This window comes from Hyphomicrobium sp. (assembly GCF_036833075.1).
Classification (GTDB): Bacteria; Pseudomonadota; Alphaproteobacteria; order Rhizobiales; family Hyphomicrobiaceae; genus Hyphomicrobium_C.
This window is the reverse complement of the sequence record NZ_DAITQL010000069.1, coordinates 1-21,763: the sequence shown is the minus strand read 5'-3', so window position 1 is coordinate 21,763 and position 21,763 is coordinate 1. Positions and strand designations below refer to the sequence as shown.

The window sequence follows — 21,763 nt, the reverse complement described above, 5'->3', positions numbered from 1 at the left end:
GTCATGGCTCCAGTCTCTCAAGAGTTGGAGCCTCCGGCAAACCCGGGGCGGTTCATTGACTGCTTCTGCACGACGATATTTTCGAAGTCGATGAGGTAAGGGTTGATGTTTCGTGCAGCTTTCATCAATCCACTGGAGTAGAGGCGTTTTGGGCGGGATGAGACCTGACGCAAGCCAACAACGATACAAATCACTGCCGCGTTGTTGTTGGCGTTGTTTTTCCATGGAAAGGATTGATGCGCGAACCCAATTTCAGCGTTGCGCGCGAAAAGCAAAGGCCACAGGAGTGAGACCATGTCTCCTTGGCAAACTGAATTGGTCGCAACGAGTGCGGCCTCAGCCTTCACCGCCGATAGGTACTCGCATGCTTTGAAAAACCAACCCGAAACGTAGTCTAGATTCTTGTATCTATCTGTTGCCGGCGAAAAGACGAACTCGACGTCTGCCTTCTGACTTGCAGTCTGCATAGAGCTTCCAAGATACGGCGGATTACCGACGATGTACGTCTCAACATCGTCGTCGGGTACGGCTTCCGTCGCGTGCACCTTCTCTACGCGCGACAGGTCGAACATCTTTTCCTTCTGAATAGTCTTAAGTGCCGGAGGACAGACCTCCAGCCAATCAGTTCGAAGTGCGTTGCCGCAAACAATATGGCCGCCTTCCCTCAGCGGGAAACTCTTTGGAGCCTCGCCGAAGAGGCTTTTGAAGCGCTGGTTCATCTGGTATTCGGCGATCCAAAGCGAGAGCTTCGCGGTCTCGGCGGCAAAATCCGCAAGCTCGATACCAAAGAAATTGGATAGCTTGACCCCGGTCTGCTCGCGCCAAGTCGTCGTGCCGCCCGAAACTTCGTCGAGGCGCTGGAATACGCGCATCTCCAGCGTGCGCAGCTCACGGTAGGCGATAATCAGGAAGTTCCCCGAGCCGCAGGCCGGATCGAAGACCCTGATCTTCGAGATTCGGGTCAGAAGCTTCCGGAGCAGCGAGCGCTCCTCGCGGTGACCGCGCGAACGCTCGAATTCCTCTTCCAGCGATATGAGGAACAGCGGCTGCAAAACCTTCATGATGTTGGGCACGGATGTATAGTGCATGCCAAGATCGCCGCGCATTTCTGGATCGACAACCGCTTGGATCATCGAGCCGAAAATGTCGGGGTTGATCTCTTTCCAGTCGAGCTGAGCGGCTTCTACCAGCAGCCGCTTGGCGCGGCGATTGAAGACAGGCACTTCTGTGCGCTCGGCAAAGAGACCGCCGTTGACATACGGGAACGGCCTGAGGTGTGCGGGAACACCATCGCGTTGGCCGTCCGGCACGTTCATGACGTTGAAAATCTGCTGGAAAAGGCCCTGCAGATTTTCGCCGTCGGCGCCACCGAACTCGCTAACGGTTTTGACGAACAGGTCTGCGGGGAAGCTGCCGGTATCCTCGGCGAACATGCAGAACAGCACGCGCGTCAGGAACTGATTGAGCGCATGTCGCTTCTCGGGCAGGAGCCAATCGGGGTTGCACCGCTCGATCTCATCGTGAAGCTTAGCGAGCCGTCCGGCGGCCTTGATGTCGGCCGGATTTTCGGCGACAGCCTCATATTTTTCAATGCCGGCGAGCGGCAGGAAGAAATCGAAGCGGTCGTTCAGTTTCGCAAAGTCACAAGGAAGGCTATCGTCGGCCTTCACATCGTAAGCGACGACTTCCACACCATCAGTCGAAATGAGAAACCGCGGTTTGTGTTTTGGCGTAGCCTTGGCGTCTTTGAGTGCATCGACCGTGGCTTGCGCCTCGCCGGACGCAGCGGGACGGAAAAAAATCTTGCGAGCCCAGAGTAGATCACCCGGCTGCTCGCCCTTGTTTTGGGTGCCGCTGCGCAGCTTTGTGAGCGTAGCTTTCGGCGCGTTGTAGATTTCGAGCAAGCGCAAAGGGAACTCTGCTGGATTAAGCGGTTCCAGAACAAGCTCTGCGAGCTGGGCTTCGATTTCGGCAATGTTCATACGACGGCTCCCCCTTTTGCCGTGGCGTCATCGAGCGCGGGTCACTCGTGCCTTATGCGTTTCCTTCTTGGCGCTGGCGGGCCGCCCTTTCAGCCGCTCAAACTCCTCGACCGCCAGAACTACCACGACCGGCCGCCCGTGTTTTTCAATCAAAACTGGCTCAGCGCGCGCCAAGTCGATGAGATGGCCGAAGCCGTTCTTAGCCGTGCGTGCCGCGATGCTTTTCATTGGCCGAATCTCCAGCGAAGCAACAAATATTGTGGCTCTTTTAGCTCTTATGGGCAAGCGCGGCCTTTCGGTTTTACATAGCGGAAACTGGCTGTGTCCTGCTTCCTTGCGTCCTTCGGCGCCGATCGCCACGTGTCAGCTATCTTGGTGTGGAGCGAGCGATGGCAGACGGCATCTATCCGGGTCCGAAAGGACTCCGTGAGCGCATTCTTCAGATGTGGAGCCGCAGCGCGGCCGTTCCCGCGCCGCAGCCGATTGAAGCGCCTGTGCTGCAGAAAGCTGAGGCCCCTGCTCCGGCCTACAACCCGCCGGGCATGACGCCCGCACGGCGAGCGCTTTGGCCTGAGCCAGCGAACGATCTCAAACCTGAGCGCGTCCCGGACAAGCCGAGCTATACGGAAGATCTGAAAGCGCGTGTGCGGGGTGAGGAGCGGCAGGGCCGTTCGATCCTGAAGCGTGACTTCGATCAAGAACGCTAGCGGCCGGTGTGCGCTCTGCTCGCATCTTGCGGACCTATGCGGTGCATAAACTGGAAAGATATTTTGCATTCTCGTGCCGATCTCTGGATAGCCGTCCCTGCGGAGCCGTCGTCGCTCGCTTGCCCGGCCTCGGCGGGCGGCGACGGCGGAGCGGACGGCGTGGTCAGTCCCTGTGGTGAGTTTGAGCGAAGCGCCCCCGCCAGACTCTCGGCCTGCAGAAAAGCTGACAGTCAACGCCAGGCCTGCCGCACACCTGGCCTGTCAGCCTTTTTGGGTGGGGAAGCGTGAAACGGGCACGCGCAGCGTGGGGGTTTCACATATGGTTGTGCGAGCCATCAGGCGAGCACTCCGATTCAATGGGAGTCTGCTTTGCGAGAGCAGGCGCAAGTTAAGGGGTTAGAGTCTTTTTAAAGAAGTTAAGCGGCTCAAAACCGGCGCAACGCAGCGACAGCAGCCACATCCCGGCGCAGGTGTGTTCCCGATACCCCGAATTTTTGTTCCTGATCGCCCGATGCGTCGTCCCTGATACCCCGACGATGCGTTCCTGATGACCCGAAGATGTTCCCGATACCCCGGCGCTGTACGGGCACGGATTTCTGCGGGATTGCGGTCATGCTGTTCCTGATCCCCCGAATCCGTTCCTGAAACCCCGCCGGGGCGTTCCCGATAACCCGAAGGATGTATGCGGATGCGACTCATACGTATGCATGACGACTCGCGGCGAGTCATAGGCTGCAAGCGCGAAGCGCGATAGCACCGCAAACATCGGGATATTAGGAACACCCAAGAGCGCCCAAGGGCTTGGTGTTCGCGTTCAGGGCACAGGCTCGGCGATCTGTGCGCGCGCAAACGCCAGAAAGGCCGCCTGATAGTCATCCGGTGAGAGAGATCGCTCCTTCAGCCAGCGGGCAAAGCGGCCGTTGAACGCGAAGACGTTCTCGTCGGGAAACTCCGCGCGGAATGCGCTGATAGTGTCCTTGGAAAGCGGCATGAAGCCTGCACCAGCACTTTTCTCTACCGGCAGTGCAGGTGCGACGCCGGTTTGGAACATGCCGATCGCGTCGCGGCGGATCATCCGCAGCAGCGGGTCGGGAGCGCTCTCATTCTCGATGCGAAGATAGTAGTCCGGCAGCGCGTTCTCGCGCGCGATCTTGAGGATCTCGAATTTGAAGCGGCGCGAGGTTCCTTCAGCGCCCGACTTCGCAAAGAGCGTTGAGAACGCGATGGCAAAGCCGTCGGGCCCTGCTCCGCCGGCATGCTTGCGGGCGACGCGGTAGAGCCAACGCTCACGTCCGCCGGTAATAGCAAAATAGGCAGGGTCGATAGAGAGAAGCCCTCCGTCCATGATGATGCCCTCATAAAACCAGTCGGCGAGCGTAATGCTCATGCCGCGGCTGAACTGGCGCTCATCGTCGACATCGTCGGTCCAGGATTCGATCCAGCTGAACTGACGGTGCTTCTTGCCCTTGGGCGCGCGGATATTGGTGACAATTGTCGTCGACTGGAGCCGCGCCAGTGCTTCTCGCAAAGCGCGGTACTCCGCTCCGCCCGTATGGCGGTCGATGGTTTTCAGAAGATCGTAGGGATGAAACGACAGCGTGCGCGGAATGTCGTTCTTGCCGCGTGCGCGAAGCTGCTGGATCATCGAAGCGGCCCAGATCAGGATGTCTGCATCCCAGATGGTAGCCATGCCGAAATCCGCGTTAGCGGTAACGCGCACAAAGATGTTGCCGTCGGGACTAACGTAGTCGATCGGCTTCATGCGCTTTTTCTTGGCGAGTGAGAAGAATGGCCGCTCCATCACCTCGCGCTGATCGCGCAGAGGCAGATCGGTCACGTAGGGCGCAAAGAGATCGATCTGGGAGCGGTCATCGGCGCGGGCCGGTTTCATGAACCCCTCCTCTGCTCCTTGTTGTCGAAGGCGATCTCCGGCAGGCCTTCCGCCTTGAACAGCAGATTTAGCGCGCGGCCGACGAGGTCTTCCTCGGTCAGGTCGGTGTTGATTGCGAGAAGGCGGAATTGACGTTTCACGCGCGGGCTGAAATAGCCCTGGATGCGCTTCATTCCGGCGCGGGAAGGCGGAACGTAAGCCGGGGCCCCTCCTCCGCCTTCCTCATCAGAGGACATGAGATCAAGATCACCGGCACTCATGGTCTCATGATCTACTGATCTCTGGTCGGCCTCAGATGTGAGAACATGAGGATTTTTTCTAACTGCATCATGATCACCCGGCGACAGGAGAACATGAGCTGTATTTCTCATGGGCTGCTGTAGCGCTGCGCTCACTGGCTCATGAGCAGACTGCGCCACAGGAACATGAGTACGGGTGCTCATGGGATCATGAGCCTGAAGATCGGCTTCCATGGCAGCGGCAAGATTTATAGGCGGCGGCTTAGACACGAGCCCTCACTTTCTCATGAGAGGGGGCACTCATGTTCTCCTGAGCACACACAAACTGGAACACCTCATCGAACTCACGGGCGCATTTCCCGGCGGGCTCATAATCAAAGACGCTCTGGTTCAGCGCGTAGGCGCGCCGAGCGGAGGCCCGGTTGGTGATCCTGTGCGGACAGACGGGAAGGCCCAAAGTCTCCAATGCTTCTGCGGCCTGATCGGCTTCATTGCCGTAGGCGGGGCAGAGATTGAGCACGGCCAGCGCAGGTCTGCCGGACAGGCGCACGACATTCTCGGTGCGCTTGAGGGCACGCAGATCAATAAAGGATGGGCCGCAGGGCACGATGATGAGGTCGCACTGATCGGCGATTGCGAGGCTTTCCTCAGTGGAGTTGGGAGAGGTGTCGATGAAAACGTAATCGGCCTTGTTGGCCCGCGCCTTATCGAGGAACGAGGGCAGGGTGTCGGCAAACACCGATGCTGCATAGGGCAGGGGCGCTGTGTCTTTGCGGGCCAGATACCACCGGTAGGTCGACTGCTGCGGGTCCGTGTCGGCGATGATCACACCCTTGCCGCGCTGATGCGCGGCAGCTGCTAGGTTGATGGCCAGCGTTGTTTTTCCGACTCCGCCTTTTTGCGATATAAGAGCAATAATTCTCATGTTCTCTTTTTTATTTTCATTATCCTTTTCAATGCAGTGCGGGCGCAAACGCAAATCCTGCCACTTCAAAATCTATCCACAATAAAGATGGTCAGACACGCTGCGCGGCAGGGATCGTCACCCGGACGGGCCGAGACGCGGGTTATGATTTTAGCGGTATGGAATCACCCGCGGCTCGGCGGGCGCAGCCCGTAGAGCGCGGTCCGGCCACCGCCGGAGCCGCCCTACATGGAGGAGGGGATGCCGGGGCATAACCACTACGCCTCATGCACCTGCGGCTGGTGCGTAAAATACTCGTATAGTCGCTATAAAGCGTCCGCGGCACTGGTGTCAGCTGACCTCTATTCGGCCCGGCGCTTTCTCAGCGAGCATGGTGTCCGGCGCTATATATCGGCCTGCTTCGTCAATCCCAATGCCAAGTGCCCCGAATGCGGTGCTCAGGTTTTCTATTACGAAAACGCCCATGGCAGCCGTGTTTATTTCGATCACTTAGGTCCGCCATGGCCCAAGCATCCCTGCACAGACCGCAAGACCACGGCAGTGAGAGCTTCTGCGCACAGCGTACGGCCCGAACGGCGGAAACGCGGACTGTCACTGGAACTTCTCGAAGCGGCGCAGAAGGTGGCTGCCGGCTATGATGGTGTGCTGGAGCCGGATGAGAACGAGCATGGCTGGGTCTTGCTCTATGTGACCGATGTCCAACGCAGCGGTTGGCGCAACCGCATGACCGCAGACCTGCTTGGAGCTGAGGACCCGACCGTTGTCATTGTCGGCTTTGATTCCAGTGAGGTTGTCGTGCAAGTGGGCGACATCGTCAGCCTTAGAGATGAAACTCTCAGCCTGTTCGATCTGGAACGCATGAAGCCGGGCACATACAAAGCGACCATCGAAGAATGGCGGCCAGTAGAGCCTGAATCAGCGTAGCAGGTTCACGCGGCCGAGGCGCTTCAACTCGCGCCAGTGCAGAACATCCCGCTCCAGCCAGGCCACCCGGTTCTCGCCGATCCAGAGGCGGGTTGGGAACAGGTGCTCAAGCTCCAGCAGCCGGACATGCTGCGGGCTGTAGACGACGAGTTCACGAAGCTCTTTCTTGCCGACGAGGCGGTCCTGCGCGTTGAGTACCGGGACGGCACCAGCGAACGGGCAGGGACCGCGCGCGTCAATCTTCTCCTGCATCCAGGCCGTCACTTCATTCGATGACCACGCCACACGGGCGGCGCCAAGGCGGATGCGCTTCGGAAACCGCCCAGCGGCCTCCAGCCGGTTGATGTGCTGCTGAGAGAACAGCACGCGGTGCCGGAGCTGCTTGGCATTGATAAGCCGGTCCGGTGCTTGGGAGGCGCGGCCAAGGTCGGAAATGTGCTCCACGGCAAGGCTCCATCACGAAGGGTCAACCGGCGCCTTGCGGCACCGTCTGACCAACACATCGTGGATGCCGTGCGATTTGCGCAGGGGAAAGCTGTTCCCCTGCGGCGCGTCCTCTCCTCAGGCGAGGGCAGCCAGCTTCTCTGGAGCGTCCTCAAAAGCGTAAGGGTTGAGGAACTGCCGTCCCCACATCAGCCCCCTGTCGATCTCCGTCAGGGCCGCTTCCTCGGCAAGTTCCAGCCAGCTCGCGCGGATAGTTACGACCTGGCGTTCGATGAGTTCGAGGGCCGCTTTCTCACTCAGGAGAAAATGCGGAGCGGCTTCGAGGCAGGTCGCGAGCGTGCTCATGCGCTTCTCGCCTGTGATGAAGAGCGCCTGATTGGCCTCGCGCCCGTTCCTCGTTTGAGGACAAATATCGTAAGCGGGCGTCAGCGAGAGCGTCTCACCGTTCCAGAACGCCGCGTGATTGCGGGCGTGATCGTCGGTATTGCCGCACAGCACATTGAAAACGAGGCGGGCGAACAGTTCCAGAAGGGTCTTCTTCGGCTCGGTGAAGCGCTTGCGGATGATGTCGGCCAGTTCCTGATAGCTGCCATAGCGGCCCATCATTTCATCGAGGCCGAACAGGGTCAGGGCTGAGACCATGGATTTGCGCGTCCAGCCGCGCTCTGTCTTTACGCGGTCGAAGCGTTCGATCAGAATAACGTCCTTGCCGCCGGCGCGCTTCAGTTCAGTCTGCGCGACGTTGAGGCCAAGTTTGGCTGCCATGCGCATGGCAACGAACTCGGCCTTCACCACATTGGTGATGTCGGTGCTGGCAGAAAACTTGGCGATATATTTCTTCGCAGCGGTTTCGATGGCCGCCTTGGGGCGCGCGCCGCCAAGGCTGGTGCCATGGAACACGGCCTGTTCCAGCTCGGGCGTGATCGGCACGCCTTTCTCAACGAGTTCGGCGACGGAGAGCAATTCTTCGAGAGAGGCCTGCGTGCCAAGCCGCGGCACAAATTTTGAGGAGGATGTCTGGAAATCAAGCGCCCCTATGCGATCAGACCCTGACTGGAGCAAATAGGTCAGCTCGTCGATCTGCCCAACATCGATCGCCTCGCCCTTGTGGCCGAACATGCGGTTGATGATGACGCGCCGCCCCCATGCATCGGGGGCGCCATCGCGCAGGCAGCCGGCCATGGTCAGCCCGGCCATCGGTTCTATGACGCCGAGCTTCAATGGCAGTTCGGGCTCGTAAATCGGCAGCGCTCCGCGCTTGCCCAGATAGCTGCGGCCGTAGTTGAAGACCTGGCGCTTACCGTCCGTCTCGATACGGCCTGCGATGACAGGTTCCGTCTCATCCGGAAGCCAGAGCCAGACGAAGACTTCCTTGGGCGCTTCCTCTGGCGGCCGGGCAGGCTTTGCTGCTTCTTTCTTAGAAGTCATCTTTCACCGGCTTTCTGGAATCGCGCGCGGCCTGGGGAAGCAGGACGAGGGTCTGCTGCTGAATGGCGGTGTTAGCGCTCAGCGTCGGTTGATCGGCATTGAAGAGCCTGATGCCGAGCAGAGCTGCGACTTCAAAGACGGCGCCGATGGCGCAGCCGGGATCGCCTTGCTCAATGCGCTGGATCAGCCCGCGCGATACGGCGGCCCGCTCGGCCAGCTCCGCAACGGTGAGCTTGCGCTCAATCCGTGCGGTGCGGATGAGCTGCGCCATCAGCAGAAGCGCGTCCTTGGTATAGCGGGAGTAGGGGCGAGAGGGGGGCTTTGCCATCTTGTTTGATCTATAAATAGAGCAGGAATAAGCTTCCGGACTTGTTTATAGATCAAATTACACGATATCGCATGAGGCTGTCAAGCAATGATCCATAAACAGATCAAGAAGCGCTTTCTCGACCTGTTTATAGATCACATTGGCGTGTGGGCCACTCAAACAGGCTAAGTCTCAGCAGACTTACGCCTGATGCTCCTCTTGATCTGCGCTGCCCAGAGACGGAGGGCGCTGCGCATCTCGGAACGGTACTCAAACCGATTGTAGACGCCGGCCACGCCGGCAAACGTGCCGGTGCTGTGATTAAGAATTTTCTCAACCACGTGCGGCGGCACGCCAAGCTCGGCCATGCCCGTTGCAGCCGTGCGCCGCAGATCGTGGAGCGTCCAGTCGTGCAGGCCTGCGGCTGAATCGAGCTCGCGCTTGCCTTTTGAGTAGCCGGAATAGCATTGCTCCCGCTTGCCGCGGGCCGGGAAGACAAACGGGGATTCAAAGCGCGGCAGCGACTTGAGGATCGCGCGCACGCGCGGGGTAAGAGGAACACTGTGAGCCTTGCCGTTCTTTGTGCGGGCACCGGGAATGGTCCACACCCCTTGTTTCATATCGATCTCGGTCCAGCGCATCCCGACAACTTCACCGCGGCGCTGCCCGGTAAGGAGCAGCAGCTGAAAGATCGCCCCGAACGGATATCCAATTCCAATGCTCGCCTTCCACAGAATTACAATCTCATCCTCGCTCAGAACCCGCTCGCGCGAGTGCTTCTTGGCAGGCGGCTTCAGATGAAGACACGGGCTTATCTCAACCAGATCGCGCTCGACGGACCATGTGAAAAACTTGCGGATGGCCGCATAGGCGTGGATGGCGGCGCTGGGCGTGCCGCGCGCGACGATCGCATCGAGAATACCGAGAATGTCCTGACGAGAAATCGCTTGGAGCTCTCGGCTCTGCCAGTCAGGCAGAAATACGGACCGGAGAACTCTCTCGGTTTCGGCGGCCGTTGAGGCCCGGTTGTGCTGCGAGCAGTAGAGCTGAACGAACTGATCGAGCGCCTCGGCAAAGGTAAGTGAGCGGCCAACAGATAGAGCATCGTTGCTGACCGTCTTTTGTGGATCGATACCGCTCGCGATCTGCCCGATGGCAGTGTGGGCCTCGGCGCGGGCAGCGGCGAGTGACTTAAACGGATAGCGCCCCAAGATCATGCGGCGGCTCTGCCCGGCAAACCGGTACGTCAGATAAAACACCTTCAGTCCGTTGACGGACACACGCACGCCGAAGCCGGGCAGCTTGCCATCCGGATACTGAACCCGGCCTTGTGCCGGGATCGGAATGTTGCGGACGAAGATGTCGTTGAGCTGTGCTTTGCCAGCCATCGTCTGACCCTCCCTGGCAAATGACTGAGGGTCAGCGTGGGACGCATATGGGACGCAAATAGGGCAATGCTGCGCGTTGAACGCATAAGCAGCTATGTTGACATTAAGCGATGTGGAACAGGTAGTTATGGCACCTGAGTGTGGTTCCGTGAATCGCCATGAAACTGGCAATTTTCAGTCTGGGGGACTGGGGGTCGGAGGTTCAAATCCTCTCGCTCCGACCAATATTTCAAGGACTTAGCTTTAGTCCGTCATCCCCCAAAAATCTCATAGCTACCACCTAGCTACCACAATCTTGCAGGCTCCCGAAAAAAGTTGAGGGAAACTGTGGGTCGGCTCAGAGGCAGACACATTTGGAATCGGAGGGCGCGACAAGGACGGCGTGTGAACTGTTCAGAGCAGCGCCCGGATCGCCGCCACGAACGCCTCTTCCTCATCCTCGATCGCGGCTGCTCCGAGATCGACCATCCCGTTGAAGACCTCGAAGCCGCCGATGGAGCCGCAGAGCTCTGCCGACGGGCGGTTCTGCAGCCGGCCCGCATGTAGGACCATGATCCGGGGCGCCGCGTATCTAGCGCCGTAGACAACCACCTGATTGACGTCGCCGCGATCTGGCATGTCCGGCGCACGTTTGTATTTGGCGTCGATCACCAGCTTCGGCGCGCCATTCACCTCGATGACAACATCAGGCTTCACGTCTGGATTCTTCAGGCCGGCTCGCGCGGGGGCGTAGAGTGGCCGCCGGGCGCCGCCATCGCCCTCCTTGTTGCCATCTCGCACCCTGATAGATCGATCATCCGCTAGGCCTTCGGCGAGCACGCGGCGGATGTAGATTTCGAAGACGCTTTCCATGTCGATGAGGATCGAGGGAAGGATCGCGATCCCCCCGGCCTGCAGGAGACGCAAAGCAGCTACGATGAGATCTTTCCGGGGCAGGTGTCGGCCGCGCTCTCCTCCGACGACGTGCTGCGCAATGCCAAAACCCGCTGGGAGGAGGAGTACTCCGCCTTCCGGCGCTCGGCCCTCGTACAGGGCCAGATTGCCGACAGCGTGGAGACTGATGCCCGACTGCTCGGTGACGCGCTGACGAGCTCGCGCAATGCCGTTGGGGCGCTCGAGGCGACGCAAGCTGGCAACGAGCTTACTGGGCTCAACGTCAAGCAGTCGCTTGCGCTGCAGGGCTTGATTGCCGCGCAGGCGCGCGCCGAGACGCTGACCCGGGCTCGCGATCTCGCGACCGAGGACGAAGCTCGTCAGCGCTTCAAGTCGTTCGTCGGCACGGGATCCGCATACTCGGCGGGCCGGTAGCAGAGGACGAGCCGCAACCACGCGACACCGCATTCTGACGCCCAATCACTAACAGGACCAGCGGCGGAGGTTTCCGCCGACGGCGAAGCTTTGCCCTGACGCTAGAGGATCACATGGACGATCTCGCCATCATCGATCGCTTCACCGAGACCTTCAGCCGCTACATCGACAGCGGCTTCGGACTGCTCGCTGGCGACGTGGCGTTCCTGACCAGCGTGCTGGTGGCGATCGACATCACGCTGGCCGGCCTGTTCTGGGCGCTGGCCGGGGAGGACAACGTTCCGGCACAGCTGATCAAGAAAGTTCTGTACGTCGGCTTCTTCGCGCTGCTGCTCTCCAACTTCCGGGAGCTCTCCGAAATCGTCTTCCAATCGTTTGCCGGGCTCGGACTCAAAGCCTCGGGCACCTCGCTAACCGCCGCCGATCTGATGCGGCCGGGCTTCGTGGCATCGACCGGCTATACGGCATCGAAGCCGCTCCTGGAGAAGGCCGGCGAGCTGATGGGCTTCACGACCTTCTTCTCCAACTTCGCCACCATCGCCGTCCTGATGCTGGCGTGGCTGATCGTGCTGCTGGCCTTCTTCGTGCTGTCGGTCCAGCTCTTCATCGCCATCATCGAGTTCAAGCTGACCGTGCTGGCCGGCTTCGTGCTGGTGCCGTTCGCATTGTTCGGCCAGACAGCATTCCTCGCCGAGCGGGTCCTCGGCAATGTCATCTCCTCCGGCATCAAGCTCATGGTGCTGGCGATCGTCGTCGGCATCGGCGCCAATCTCTTCGGCACCCTGATCCGACCATCGGACGAGATCACACTGACCCAGGCGTCGTCGTGCATCCTGGCTGCGATCGCGGTGTTCGGATTGGCCGTCTTCGTGCCGGCGATCGCTGCCGGTCTGATCTCGGGCGCCCCGCAGCTCGGCGCCGGCTCGGCCGTGGCAACCACCGCGGCGCTGGGCGGAGCGGCAGTTGCCGGCGGCTTGGCGACGGCGGGCGGTGCCCGTCTGGCTGGTAGCGCCGCAGGCGGCGGCATCAAGGCCGCTGCGTCTCTGACGGGCCGGGTCGGCGCAGCTTTTCAAACCAGCGGACTGTCGGGCGTCGCGCGTACAACGCTTTCAGGACCAGCCTCGCGCCTCGCCGCATCAGCCACGGCGCCGATCCGCGATGCTTACCGGCACGGGGCCGCCCAAGGCTATCGCGATACAGGTTCGCCTGCGGGCGGCGGCGATGCCGGTTCGAGTGGTGCGGCTCAGCCCGGGCCGCCGGCCTGGGCGCAAAGTCTGGCCCGTCGGCAGCAGCTGACTCAGGCCGGCATGGTTGCCGCCCACGCGCTGCGCGAGGGCGATCGCCCTGCGAGCGGGGGCGGCCCCGATCTCAAGAGCAACAAGTAGAAGGAGTGAGGACGCATGTCATTCAAGCGTTCGACGTTGCGTTATGGCGAGACCCCGGAGCCGGTCACGCCCTATCAGAAAGCGGCCCAGGTCTGGGATGAGCGCATCGGCAGCGCCCGCGTGCAGGCGCACAACTGGCGCCTTGTCGCGCTGGGAAGCGTCAGCGTATCGCTGGTCCTCGCCGTGATGCTTTTGTGGATCGGCCGGTCGGCCACGACGACGCCCTATGTCGTCGAGGTAGATTCGCGCGGTGGCGCGCGCGCCGTTGGTCCGGCGGCCGAGACTTACAAACCGAACGACGCGCAGATTGCCTATCATCTGGCGCGCTTCGTCGACAACGTGCGCTCGCTCTCGAGCGATGCCGTGGTGGTCAAGCAGAACTGGCTCAAGGCCTACGATTTCGCCACAGAGCGCGCCGCGGTGACGCTCAATGAATACGCGCGCGACAACGACCCCTTCGCCAAGGTTGGCCGCGAAACCGTCGCGGTCGAGGTGAGCAGCGTCGTGCGCGCCTCCGATTCCTCGTTCCAGGTGCGCTGGCTGGAGCGAACCTTCGAGGGCGGCGCTCTGAAGGAGACTCGCCGCATGACGGGGATCTTCTCCCTCGTCATCACCCCACCCAGGACCGCAGAGGCCGTGCGCAAGAACCCGCTCGGCATCTACGTGCACACCTTCAACTGGTCGCAGGACGTCGGCTCAGGAGGCCCAAAATGAAATCCCCCCATATCTGTGCGGCAGCGGCGCTGACAAGCGTCCTCTGCGGCTGCGCCACCAACATCAGGGTGCCGGAGATTCCGCTGTTCGAGCCTGCCACGTTCAAGCCGGCGCGACTCGAGCCCGAGCCCCAGCCGCTTGTGCAATACGTGGAGGTGCCGAAGCCCTTGCCGCTGCCCGGACAGCTCAAGCCGGTCCAGAAGCCCGGCGAAAAGCCGAAGGACGAGCGTTCGCCGAAGGACCGCGTGTCCGGAGCCAATGACGCGGCGCGCCTTGAGCCCGTCAAGGACGGCTACATCAACGCCATCCAGGTCTATCCTTACACCAAGGGCGCGCTCTATCAGCTCTACGCGGCCGTCAACCAAGTGACCGACATCGCGCTCGAGAACGGCGAGAAGCTGGTCTCCGTCTCGGCGGGCGACACCGTACGCTGGGTGGTCGGCGACACCTCGAGCGGCGAGGGCAAGGACGCGCAGGTGCACATCCTGGTCAAGCCCGTCGGCGCCGACCTCGAGACCAATCTCGTCATCACCACCGACCGGCGCACCTATCACCTCGAGATGCGCTCGAGCGAGAAGACCTACATGGCGTCCGTGTCCTGGACCTATCCGGCGGCCGAGCTCGTCTCGCTCAGGAAACAGCAGGCCGACAGAGAAGCCGCGGTGGCGGCCGTTGCCGATGTCGGCGTCAACATCGACGAGCTGCGGTTCCGCTATCGCCTCGAAGGCGACGCGCCCTGGAAGCCGCGTCAGGTATTCGATGACGGCAGCAAGGTCTACATCCAGTTCCCCTCCGGCCTTGCGCAAGGCGAGGCACCGCCGCTGTTCGTCATCGGGCCGGACGGAAAATCCGCGCTCGTCAACTATCGGGTGCGAGGTGCGACCTACATCGTCGACCGGCTGTTCGCGGCCGCCGAGCTCAGGCTCGGCACGGCGCCGCAGCGCGTGGTGCGCATCATCCGCACGGATGCGGTCTGGCGGGAGACGCGGCAATGACGGACACCGGTCCCGATAAAGCCGAGGCCCCGGACGCCAAGGTCGCGCCCGAGACGCTCGAGCTGCGCACGCGGCCGCAGCCTGTCACCCGCATCAACCGTAAGGTCCTGATCGGCGGCGCGGCGGTCGTTCTGATCCTCATCTCTGGCTTGGTCCTGGTCGCGTTGAGACCGCCGACCCTAAGCGGCCTCAAGCCCGAGGAGCTGATCAACGTCGAGCACAAGCCGATCACAGAACGATTGGCCAAGCTGCCGGCGACCTATGACAGCATGCCGGCGGAAGAGAAGGTGGAGGAAGCCATACTGCCGGCAAGCGTGCCGAAACTGACGTCCCCGAACCTCGGCGAAGCGCGTGACGACGCGGAGCGCATCGAGGCGGACCGCCTCGCCCGCATGGCCAGCCAGGCCAGGGAGTCGCAAGTTTTCTTTCGACTGCAGCTCAAGGCACCGCCTGCAGGACAGGTTGCGTCTCCGGTCTCATACGGGGACGCCGGTCCGCGACCGGCCGCAACCGAGAGTGACGCGACGCGCTCCGTGCTGCGCGCGGCCGAACGCGTACGGGCACTCGCCACAGGAGATATCGAACCTCTCGGGACAGATCCGACCGAGGCCACGCGCAAGCTTTCGTTCCTCAAGGCCGGACCCGAGACTGACATCTACAATCCGCACGTCCTTGAGACTCCAGCCTCGCTTTACCAGCTGATGGCCGGCACCGTCATCGCCGCCAGCCTGATCAGCGGCCTCAACTCCGACTTGCCGGGGTTCGTCATCGCGCAAGTGACCGAGAACGTCTTCGATACGGTGTCCGGCCGCTTCCTCCTGATCCCGCAGGGCTCGCGCCTCATCGGTCGGTACGACAACGTCGTCGCCTTCGGGCAGGAGCGTGCGCTCGTCGTCTGGCAGCGCATCATCCGCCCGGATGGGAGCTCGATCGTCATCGACAATCTTCCGGCGACGGACACCGGAGGCTATGCCGGCCTCGCCGACGAGGTCGACCTGCACACCTGGAAGCTGCTGAAAGGCGTCGCGCTCGCCACCGTGCTCGGCGTCGGCAGCGAGCTCGCGTTTGGCTCCAGCGACGACGATCTCATAAGGGCGCTGCAGCTCTCCACGCAATCGACCACAAACCGCGCCGGCCAGCGCCTCATCGAGCGCAATCTCAATGTGCAACCGACGATCAAGGTGCGGCCTGGATGGCCGCTGCGCGTCATCGTGCACAAGGACATCGTCTTGAGCCCCTACCCGACAACCGCATCCCATTGAGTAAGAAGAGAGGAGACATCTGCACATGGCTGTGATCGGTACATTCTCCGCCGTCAAGGACGGCTACGCCGGCACCATCCGCACGCTCACGGTGAACGCCAAGGTCCGCCTGGTCGCCAACGACCGCAAAGAAGGGTTCGGCGGGCCTGACTTTCGCGTCATGAACGGCCCGACGGAAATCGGTGCTGCCTGGCGGCGCACCAAGTACGGAACCGAGGAGAGCTATCTGCGCGTCAAGCTCGATGATCCCGCATTGCCGCAGCCGATCTGGGGAGCGCTGTTCGAGGCCACGGAGGACGGTGTCGTGCGACTCGTCTGGCGGCGGGAGCACAAGGAAGAGGGATGATTGGTCGGGTGTTTCATGGTTCGAAGGAGCATGCGCCTATGTCGCGTCGCTTTTCGCCACACCCCGCGGAGCCGAAGGCAGCGAAAGGTGATGGCGCGGACCAGGCGCGAGATAGGCCTATCCGCGACATCGGGGTGAAGGAGCCGCGGCCCACGCGCCTGATCACGAGAGCCGAACTCTGCCGCATTGTGCCGTACACACCGCAGCATATCCTGCGGCTCGAGAAGCGAGGCATGTTTCCGCGCCGGGTGCAGCTCGGAGCCAACCGCGTGGCATGGCTCTTATCCGAGATCGAGGAATGGGTGGAGGCGCGGGTCGCAGAACGCGACAAGTCGAACCCATAAAGGCGATGCCCCGATCATCGCTCGCAATCTCTGCCATGCAGGTCGCCTCGATCCGCACACGGCCGAGAGCGGTGCTGTGCACGAGCTGATCGATCTGGATCTCGTCGCACCTGAGTACAGAGTGGCTGTGCCAGCACCGCGATCCATCGCGGGGTTGAACCCAGTCTATGTGCTTGCGCGCATGACACTGCGCACGGCATCGTCAGTCAGCCAAGGCCGCAAGCCTGAAGCGCTCGATCATGGCGGGCGTATTCGCCCAAGGATCGCCGGGTAACAAGCGGATGAAGCTTGCGAAGACGTTGGTAAAAGCGGCTATTCCTGCGCCATCTCCAAAACGCGCCGCCTCGTCGGCGGTGAGCAGCGGCCGTACGTCCGCCAGGAAATCGGCTCGCGCGAGCTTGTCGAACATGCGTTCCTCGGCCTCAGCGCGCGAGATAGCCTGCTCGGACAAGGCGAGATATCGGCCAAAGAGCTCGACGAGCCTTGCGGCGTTGAGCTCGGGAAAGACCTCACACGCGTGCGAGAGATCGACCAGATCCCTGCCCTTGTTGCGTTGAAGCAGCGCACGCAGCTTGGTGGCGAGCAGCTCCTCGTTCGAGAAGGTCGGGATCTCGGCCTCGCCTGCAAACCACGGATTGTCGACGCGGAAGGGCTTTACCACTGGAGGATCGTAGGCTTCGCGCTCCCGCGTGTTGATCTCGATCTTGAGGCGGATGAGCGCGCCGGCCTCATCCTCTGCCGGAACGCGAAAGCGGAACTTCGGCGCTACGACGCTTTGCTCAAAGCGGGGCTGACCGAGCCAGGGCACGAGGATCTCCCGGACCTTGTCGAGCACCGGCCCGATAGGTCCGGCCGTGGTGCGGACGAGATCGATATCCTCCGAGTAACGCAACGGCTGCGGAAAGTGCAGCTTGTTGAGTGCCGTGCCGCCGCGAAAGCGGAGCTCCGCGCGCAGGAGTTCGTCGCCGAACAACTCTACGAGCGCGCGAGAGATGATGAGATCCTGCTCGACCTGCCTCGGTTCCGCCCAGGGCGCCGTATTTGACCATGCAACGATGTTCTGCGTCGGGATCATTCATCGATCTCCGGATGGCGCGCGACGGTGACGTGCCACCGCTCGTTGCGCTCGACGGGGTTGGTGATGGTTCGCCCGGTGCCGCGCTTGGGGGGCTCAAGCGCCGTCCAGGGCACCCTCCCCCGCGCAAACAGGCCTTCGTGGAGAGCTTCGGCGCGCGCGCCATGGCCGAGGCGCTCCAGGAGATAGCCGAGGCGCTGGACAATCGCCCGCTCAGACTGCGCGGCGAGCGCGGCGAGCTTGGCCGCATCGAGCGTCTCGCCGAGATCGGCAAGGATGGTGGCCACCGCATCGATGCCGCCGGCGGCGCGGATGTAGCGAAAAAGATCAAGTGCCGTGAGCTCGGGTGAGGACAGCTTCATGCTGCCCGTATCGGTTTTGCGCGCGATGACGCCGTCGGCGACGTTTTTGATTTCCTTGCGGTAGTGAAACGTGATCCAGGACCGCCCTGCTCTGATCTTCGGCAGCTGGCTGTCGGTGACCACCTGGAATTCCATGACGGCATGGTGTGTGGCTCCATGCAGCTCGGCCGCCTTGAGCAGACCGACATAGTAGGGTCGGCCTTCATGCTGCATGAGCGCGTCGATGTACCATGCCGGTGGCGGCGCGCCCCAGGACAGGTACTGCGGGGGAACGACCACATAGAAGCCCTGACGCGGGTTGACGAGAATGTTGCGCTTTTGCAGCCGCGCGGCGGCCTTGAGGAACGCGCCCTCCGTCAAACCCAGGGAGGCGATGGCCTCGCCACGCGTGAACGTCACGCGGCCCTCCGATTGGAGGCGCGTGAGGTAGCTCATGAGCGTATCCCGACGATGGAGCATCATATGTAAAAATAGCACGATATCGTCTATTTTTCAATATGAGGCGTCTCATTGCGCAGTATCATATGAAGATTTCGCCCCTAAATGTCCATATTTGAATACGTTGCAGCACTGCTCCTGGTTCGGGCCGCGCCCAAAACAGCGGCGGACGAGCGCGAAGCAGCGGCGCGTCAGCGACAAGACGCCCAACGCTAACCTACACAGGCAGGAAGCGTGCGAGGTGCGCCTGGCCGGAGAGGGTGAGTTTTACTGATAGACCGGCGGGAACCGCGATGATGAATGTAGAAGTGCACGGCGAGGTCTGGCGATGCTGGAGTCCCATAGGAAACCACACTGCACACAGAGATCGCTGGCGGCTACACTGTCGCTAGGTAGCATGCTTGTCCTTGCCGGAGCGTCTCGCGGACCTGACAGGAACAACCTGAGCCTCGAGTTCGGCAAGGCCGGAGAGGACGATCGGCGGACGATCCGGAAACTCCGCGATCAGCCGCAGCTCTCCGCCCATCGCTTCCACATAGCTGCGCAGCGTTGAGAGCAAGAGATCGCTTCTCTTTTCAATACGCGAGACGCCTTCCTGCTTGATTCCAAGCGCCTTCGCCATCTTGACTTGTGTCTTGTCGAGCGCCTTGCGCAGATCCCGCAGAGACATCTCTTCAGCAATCAGCTCTGCAGCACGCGCCTCAATCTTCATTCGGCGCTTCGCATCCAGAGGCTGCATCTTATCCTTCAACGGCTTTGCCATTTTATCTTCCCTTTTCCTTCTGCTGCTCCCTCTTCAGCAGCTCAAGGTGGCCGTCGAAGCGCTCGTCCGCCTTCTTGATCAGCCGCTTGTAAAATTTCTGTTCGCTGCCGCCTGACTTGTCTCCGGCTACCAGCAGGATCGCGCGGCGTCTCGGATCGAAGGCGAAGGCCACGCGCCACACACCATCGTCGGCACTGAAGCGCAGCTCCTTCATATTCTCGTGGCTGGACCCTTTGAGGGTATCCACGTTCGGTCGCCCAAGTGACGGGCCGAATTCCTCCAGCAGCCGGCCATGGGCAAGAAGCTCATCCTGCACGGCGTGAGAGAACTGGTCGAACTCCAGCTCGAACTCATCATGAAACAGAACTTCCCATTTCATATAATAATATGCCTTTCACGACATATGTCGTCAAGAGCATATATTAGAAGATCCATTGGAAACGACTGGGATGGAGCTATCATCTGGTCACCACCGCAGCCCTGCGGGTGGCCGGTTTGTTACAATTTCCAAGAGCCGATCCTCCCACAGCTGCAGTGCGCGCAGGCGATCCGGCAGAAAGTCATAGGCCGAGTACACTGTATTCACGAGCTGTTGCAGGTCTCCGGTATGGTGCAGCGTACGGCTGCGAAGCTCGGTTGGGACACCGAGGGCGGCCATCTGGTCATTGATGAGACCGCGAAAATCATGAAAGCGAACAGGCGGGTCCGGCCACTTCCATGCGCGCCGCGTTGTGGTCAACACCTTCGATGCGGTCCATCGCGTGGCCGCACCTATGAAGAGCGGCTCGTCTGGCTGCGATGCGGCAAGCGCTTCCTTGATGATTGAGAGAGCGAGCGGCGGAAGCGGGACTGCATCGTCCATTTTTGGCTTGTTCCCCTCGCGCTGGGCCGGGATGAACAAACACGGAATCGTTGCATCCAACTTGGCATCCTCACGTTCCGCACCTGCGATCTCGCTGATGCGGCGGCCGATGAGAATCGCAATTCGTATTACGCGTGTCTGCGCCGGCGACATTACGTGAGGTCCGTCGTTCCAAAGCTGGCGGAGCTCGGGATTGGTGGGTGGACGCGACTGCTTGCCATTTGGATGAGCAATGGGCACCGGCAGGTCGATCCCACGACAAGGATTGCGATCAATCCATTCTCTGTCGATGCACCATTCGCAGATGCTGGACAGGACCTTCAAGACTTTGGTCGCCTGGAGACCGCGATAGCCCTTCTCCGCATTGGTCGTGGCAGCCTTCACCTTGGCCAAGACCCGCTCGATCGTCGCCCGATCGAGATCGGTCAGGGCGTATTTTCCGAAATGCGGCTGGATATGCAGCTTGAACACCGAATCGTATCCGGCGCGCGTTTTTCGGCAGAGCGGCTTGCCACGACGCTTACCCGTGTGGTCGAGCCACAGCTTGTAGCAATCGGCTACGGTCCGTTGTGGCTTCGCTGCTTTCTCGCCTTCGGCATGAGGATCGATGCCGTCGAGTTGCAAAGCTGTGAGCAACTCGCTCGCCTTGCGCGCAATCTTCTTGAAGTCCGCGTTGCGCGCGTCTTCGGAGAGCGTGAACCAGCGTTGATTGGCGTTTGGCTTGGGACGGTATCGAATGCGCCAGGCAGCGCGTCCCTCTCCACGAACATCGAGATAGAGGCGATCGTGCCGCTTGATCGCATACGTAGCTGGCCGACCGTTGATCGCCCGAGCGATGGCGCGGCCGCGCGGATCCAGACTTGGCATGAACGTGAGACCCCAGTTCCAAGAGACTGTGCGACCCCCAGACCACAAAATCGCGAACTATGTCATTGAAACGAAATGACAATGTTGGAAATTGAGACATGACTTTTTCAAGGCAAGTCCATGTCTCACTGGTGTCTCAGCGGAACAGTTATTCAGCGTTCTGGCGCGTTCGCCGATGGTCAGGATTTTTCGTGTAAGCTGGATCACTTGCGCGGCCCTCGTGTGGACAAGGATGAACATGGTGGAGCCGCAAAAACCGCACCTTGGCCCGCTGGGGGACTGGGGGTCGGGAGTTCAAATCTCCCCGCTCCGACCAATATTTCAAGGACTTAGCTTTAGTCCGTCATCCCCTTAAAATCCCGTAGCTACCACCTCGCACAATCTTGCGGCCTCCGGCGCTGAGTGCCGGCCCTGTGGGATCAGGCGTTGCTTGATGGGTGATTGAAATGCCCTTCAGCCACCCTCTTTACCTCAATGCGGACCGCGCGCATCGACGCGCGGGTTACGCCGATTGATGGTCGCCGATGTCCGCTTAGGGGACGCATCTGCCAAACGCGTTACGTTAGCGCCGGGCCAACAGTGACCTCAGATAGCGGGCGGCTCAGGATGACGCGGTACCTGATCTCGTTTGACGATGGCGCGATGAAGTTCTTCCTCGATCCGGCGCTCGATCCTCACTTCCCACGTGTCTAGATCATCGTCGGGAACCGGACTGAGCAGATCGGGGATTGCGTGAACGCGACCCGCATCCTCTAGAGCGTGTTCAACTTAGGCGGAAGCATATCCTGCATTCCTGAAGTAATTGGC

General features: G+C 61.1%; 24 protein-coding genes and 1 tRNA gene. 10 read left to right on the top strand and 15 right to left on the bottom strand.

Translation table 11 applies throughout. The annotated features are described in order from the left end of the window. Positions 1–17 precede the first annotated feature (17 nt). Entirely contained in the window at positions 18–1,982 is a 1,965-nt protein-coding gene (locus V7082_RS16820; protein ID WP_334150407.1) for a DNA methyltransferase, read from the bottom strand. Positions 1,983–2,009: 27 nt separating this feature from the next. After that, on the bottom strand, positions 2,010–2,210 hold the full coding sequence (locus tag V7082_RS16815; protein ID WP_334150406.1) for a type II toxin-antitoxin system Phd/YefM family antitoxin: 201 nt from the start codon (positions 2,208–2,210) through the stop codon (positions 2,010–2,012). Positions 2,211–2,371: 161 nt separating this feature from the next. Between V7082_RS16815 and V7082_RS16810 the strand changes: the two genes are divergently transcribed. Then, positions 2,372–2,689, top strand: coding sequence for a hypothetical protein (locus V7082_RS16810; protein ID WP_334150404.1), 318 nt, complete (start codon positions 2,372–2,374; stop codon positions 2,687–2,689). Between the two features lie 814 nt (positions 2,690–3,503). On the opposite strand, the gene V7082_RS16805 is transcribed toward V7082_RS16810, so the two are convergent. From V7082_RS16805 to V7082_RS16795, 3 genes are read right to left on the bottom strand one after another with little or no spacing between them, the layout of a single operon-like run. Then, complete coding sequence (locus V7082_RS16805; RefSeq protein WP_334150403.1) at positions 3,504–4,580, bottom strand: replication initiator protein A; 1,077 nt, start codon at positions 4,578–4,580, stop codon at positions 3,504–3,506. Further along, positions 4,577–5,023, bottom strand: coding sequence for a ribbon-helix-helix domain-containing protein (locus tag V7082_RS16800; RefSeq protein WP_334150402.1), 447 nt, complete (start codon positions 5,021–5,023; stop codon positions 4,577–4,579). The genes V7082_RS16805 and V7082_RS16800 overlap by 4 nt, the downstream gene beginning before the upstream one ends. Before the next feature lie 58 nt (positions 5,024–5,081). Further along, positions 5,082–5,813: a ParA family protein gene (locus V7082_RS16795; protein ID WP_334150400.1), complete on the bottom strand. Its 732-nt coding sequence runs from the start codon at positions 5,811–5,813 to the stop codon at positions 5,082–5,084. A gap of 159 nt (positions 5,814–5,972) precedes the next feature. On the opposite strand from V7082_RS16795, the gene V7082_RS16790 reads away from it, so the two are divergent. Beyond that, positions 5,973–6,668: a hypothetical protein gene (locus V7082_RS16790; protein ID WP_334150399.1), complete on the top strand. Its 696-nt coding sequence runs from the start codon at positions 5,973–5,975 to the stop codon at positions 6,666–6,668. Here V7082_RS16790 and V7082_RS16785 read toward each other — a convergent pair. The 4 genes from V7082_RS16785 to V7082_RS16770 form a co-directional block, all read right to left on the bottom strand. Further along, entirely contained in the window at positions 6,660–7,112 is a 453-nt protein-coding gene (locus tag V7082_RS16785; RefSeq protein WP_334150398.1) for a helix-turn-helix transcriptional regulator, read from the bottom strand. The genes V7082_RS16790 and V7082_RS16785 overlap by 9 nt on opposite strands. Before the next feature lie 117 nt (positions 7,113–7,229). Continuing rightward, positions 7,230–8,540, bottom strand: a complete 1,311-nt coding sequence (locus V7082_RS16780; protein WP_334150397.1) for a type II toxin-antitoxin system HipA family toxin — start codon at positions 8,538–8,540, stop codon at positions 7,230–7,232. Beyond that, entirely contained in the window at positions 8,530–8,811 is a 282-nt protein-coding gene (locus V7082_RS16775) for a helix-turn-helix transcriptional regulator (RefSeq protein ID WP_334150396.1), read from the bottom strand. The genes V7082_RS16780 and V7082_RS16775 overlap by 11 nt, the downstream gene beginning before the upstream one ends. A 221-nt stretch (positions 8,812–9,032) precedes the next feature. Next, complete coding sequence (locus tag V7082_RS16770) at positions 9,033–10,235, bottom strand: tyrosine-type recombinase/integrase (protein ID WP_334150395.1); 1,203 nt, start codon at positions 10,233–10,235, stop codon at positions 9,033–9,035. Positions 10,236–10,369: 134 nt separating this feature from the next. Here V7082_RS16770 and V7082_RS16765 point away from each other — a divergent pair. Then, positions 10,370–10,459, top strand: a tRNA-Pro gene (locus tag V7082_RS16765). Between the two features lie 169 nt (positions 10,460–10,628). Here the strand turns inward: V7082_RS16765 and V7082_RS16760 are convergent. Further along, entirely contained in the window at positions 10,629–11,153 is a 525-nt protein-coding gene (locus V7082_RS16760) for a 5-methylcytosine restriction system specificity protein McrC (RefSeq protein ID WP_334150408.1), read from the bottom strand. Positions 11,154–11,171: 18 nt separating this feature from the next. Here V7082_RS16760 and V7082_RS16755 point away from each other — a divergent pair, with 18 nt between their 5' ends. The 7 genes from V7082_RS16755 to V7082_RS16725 all read left to right on the top strand — a co-directional run bounded on the left by V7082_RS16755 (position 11,172) and on the right by V7082_RS16725 (position 16,589). Next, complete coding sequence (locus V7082_RS16755) at positions 11,172–11,543, top strand: hypothetical protein (protein ID WP_334150409.1); 372 nt, start codon at positions 11,172–11,174, stop codon at positions 11,541–11,543. 113 nt (positions 11,544–11,656) lie between these two features. Further along, complete coding sequence (trbL, locus tag V7082_RS16750; protein ID WP_334150394.1) at positions 11,657–12,928, top strand: P-type conjugative transfer protein TrbL; 1,272 nt, start codon at positions 11,657–11,659, stop codon at positions 12,926–12,928. A gap of 15 nt (positions 12,929–12,943) precedes the next feature. Further along, positions 12,944–13,642: a conjugal transfer protein TrbF gene (gene trbF, locus V7082_RS16745; RefSeq protein WP_334150393.1), complete on the top strand. Its 699-nt coding sequence runs from the start codon at positions 12,944–12,946 to the stop codon at positions 13,640–13,642. Beyond that, positions 13,639–14,637: a P-type conjugative transfer protein TrbG gene (trbG, locus tag V7082_RS16740; protein WP_334150391.1), complete on the top strand. Its 999-nt coding sequence runs from the start codon at positions 13,639–13,641 to the stop codon at positions 14,635–14,637. The genes trbF and trbG overlap by 4 nt, the downstream gene beginning before the upstream one ends. Further along, positions 14,634–15,899: a TrbI/VirB10 family protein gene (locus V7082_RS16735; protein ID WP_334150390.1), complete on the top strand. Its 1,266-nt coding sequence runs from the start codon at positions 14,634–14,636 to the stop codon at positions 15,897–15,899. The genes trbG and V7082_RS16735 overlap by 4 nt, the downstream gene beginning before the upstream one ends. A 25-nt stretch (positions 15,900–15,924) precedes the next feature. Beyond that, entirely contained in the window at positions 15,925–16,245 is a 321-nt protein-coding gene (locus tag V7082_RS16730; protein WP_334150389.1) for a DUF736 domain-containing protein, read from the top strand. A gap of 38 nt (positions 16,246–16,283) precedes the next feature. Beyond that, positions 16,284–16,589: a helix-turn-helix transcriptional regulator gene (locus tag V7082_RS16725; RefSeq protein ID WP_334150388.1), complete on the top strand. Its 306-nt coding sequence runs from the start codon at positions 16,284–16,286 to the stop codon at positions 16,587–16,589. Between the two features lie 202 nt (positions 16,590–16,791). Here the strand turns inward: V7082_RS16725 and V7082_RS16720 are convergent, their stop codons facing one another. From V7082_RS16720 to V7082_RS16700, 5 genes are all read right to left on the bottom strand, one after another. Continuing rightward, positions 16,792–17,664 (bottom strand): nucleotidyl transferase AbiEii/AbiGii toxin family protein, encoded by an 873-nt coding sequence (locus tag V7082_RS16720; RefSeq protein ID WP_334150387.1) that lies wholly within the window; start codon positions 17,662–17,664, stop codon positions 16,792–16,794. Then, the gene (locus V7082_RS16715; RefSeq protein WP_334150386.1) at positions 17,661–18,461 is read right to left on the bottom strand and encodes a type IV toxin-antitoxin system AbiEi family antitoxin domain-containing protein; all 801 of its coding nucleotides are present in this window, start codon (positions 18,459–18,461) and stop codon (positions 17,661–17,663) included. Before V7082_RS16715 ends, V7082_RS16720 begins: the two co-directional genes overlap by 4 nt. Positions 18,462–18,852: 391 nt before the next feature. Then, positions 18,853–19,227, bottom strand: coding sequence for a helix-turn-helix domain-containing protein (locus V7082_RS16710; RefSeq protein WP_334150385.1), 375 nt, complete (start codon positions 19,225–19,227; stop codon positions 18,853–18,855). Between the two features lies 1 nt (position 19,228). Further along, positions 19,229–19,606, bottom strand: a complete 378-nt coding sequence (locus tag V7082_RS16705) for a type II toxin-antitoxin system RelE/ParE family toxin (protein WP_334150384.1) — start codon at positions 19,604–19,606, stop codon at positions 19,229–19,231. An 87-nt stretch (positions 19,607–19,693) separates the two neighbouring features. Next, positions 19,694–20,956, bottom strand: coding sequence for a tyrosine-type recombinase/integrase (locus V7082_RS16700; protein ID WP_334150382.1), 1,263 nt, complete (start codon positions 20,954–20,956; stop codon positions 19,694–19,696). Positions 20,957–21,763: the final 807 nt, after the last annotated feature.

Coding starts and splice junctions, on each gene's coding strand:
- trbF (WP_334150393.1), top strand. CDS start 12,944: ATGTCATTCAAGCGTTCGACGTTGCGTTATGGCGAGACCCCGGAGCCG.
- V7082_RS16715 (WP_334150386.1), bottom strand. CDS start 18,461: ATGAGCTACCTCACGCGCCTCCAATCGGAGGGCCGCGTGACGTTCACG.
- trbG (WP_334150391.1), top strand. CDS start 13,639: ATGAAATCCCCCCATATCTGTGCGGCAGCGGCGCTGACAAGCGTCCTC.
- V7082_RS16805 (WP_334150403.1), bottom strand. CDS start 4,580: ATGAAACCGGCCCGCGCCGATGACCGCTCCCAGATCGATCTCTTTGCG.
- V7082_RS16790 (WP_334150399.1), top strand. CDS start 5,973: ATGGAGGAGGGGATGCCGGGGCATAACCACTACGCCTCATGCACCTGC.
- V7082_RS16725 (WP_334150388.1), top strand. CDS start 16,284: ATGTCGCGTCGCTTTTCGCCACACCCCGCGGAGCCGAAGGCAGCGAAA.
- V7082_RS16730 (WP_334150389.1), top strand. CDS start 15,925: ATGGCTGTGATCGGTACATTCTCCGCCGTCAAGGACGGCTACGCCGGC.
- V7082_RS16775 (WP_334150396.1), bottom strand. CDS start 8,811: ATGGCGCAGCTCATCCGCACCGCACGGATTGAGCGCAAGCTCACCGTT.
- V7082_RS16700 (WP_334150382.1), bottom strand. CDS start 20,956: ATGCCAAGTCTGGATCCGCGCGGCCGCGCCATCGCTCGGGCGATCAAC.
- V7082_RS16780 (WP_334150397.1), bottom strand. CDS start 8,540: ATGACTTCTAAGAAAGAAGCAGCAAAGCCTGCCCGGCCGCCAGAGGAA.
- V7082_RS16710 (WP_334150385.1), bottom strand. CDS start 19,227: ATGGCAAAGCCGTTGAAGGATAAGATGCAGCCTCTGGATGCGAAGCGC.
- V7082_RS16720 (WP_334150387.1), bottom strand. CDS start 17,664: ATGATCCCGACGCAGAACATCGTTGCATGGTCAAATACGGCGCCCTGG.
- V7082_RS16735 (WP_334150390.1), top strand. CDS start 14,634: ATGACGGACACCGGTCCCGATAAAGCCGAGGCCCCGGACGCCAAGGTC.
- V7082_RS16770 (WP_334150395.1), bottom strand. CDS start 10,235: ATGGCTGGCAAAGCACAGCTCAACGACATCTTCGTCCGCAACATTCCG.
- V7082_RS16810 (WP_334150404.1), top strand. CDS start 2,372: ATGGCAGACGGCATCTATCCGGGTCCGAAAGGACTCCGTGAGCGCATT.
- V7082_RS16815 (WP_334150406.1), bottom strand. CDS start 2,210: ATGAAAAGCATCGCGGCACGCACGGCTAAGAACGGCTTCGGCCATCTC.
- V7082_RS16800 (WP_334150402.1), bottom strand. CDS start 5,023: ATGAGCACCCGTACTCATGTTCCTGTGGCGCAGTCTGCTCATGAGCCA.
- V7082_RS16820 (WP_334150407.1), bottom strand. CDS start 1,982: ATGAACATTGCCGAAATCGAAGCCCAGCTCGCAGAGCTTGTTCTGGAA.
- trbL (WP_334150394.1), top strand. CDS start 11,657: ATGGACGATCTCGCCATCATCGATCGCTTCACCGAGACCTTCAGCCGC.
- V7082_RS16705 (WP_334150384.1), bottom strand. CDS start 19,606: ATGAAATGGGAAGTTCTGTTTCATGATGAGTTCGAGCTGGAGTTCGAC.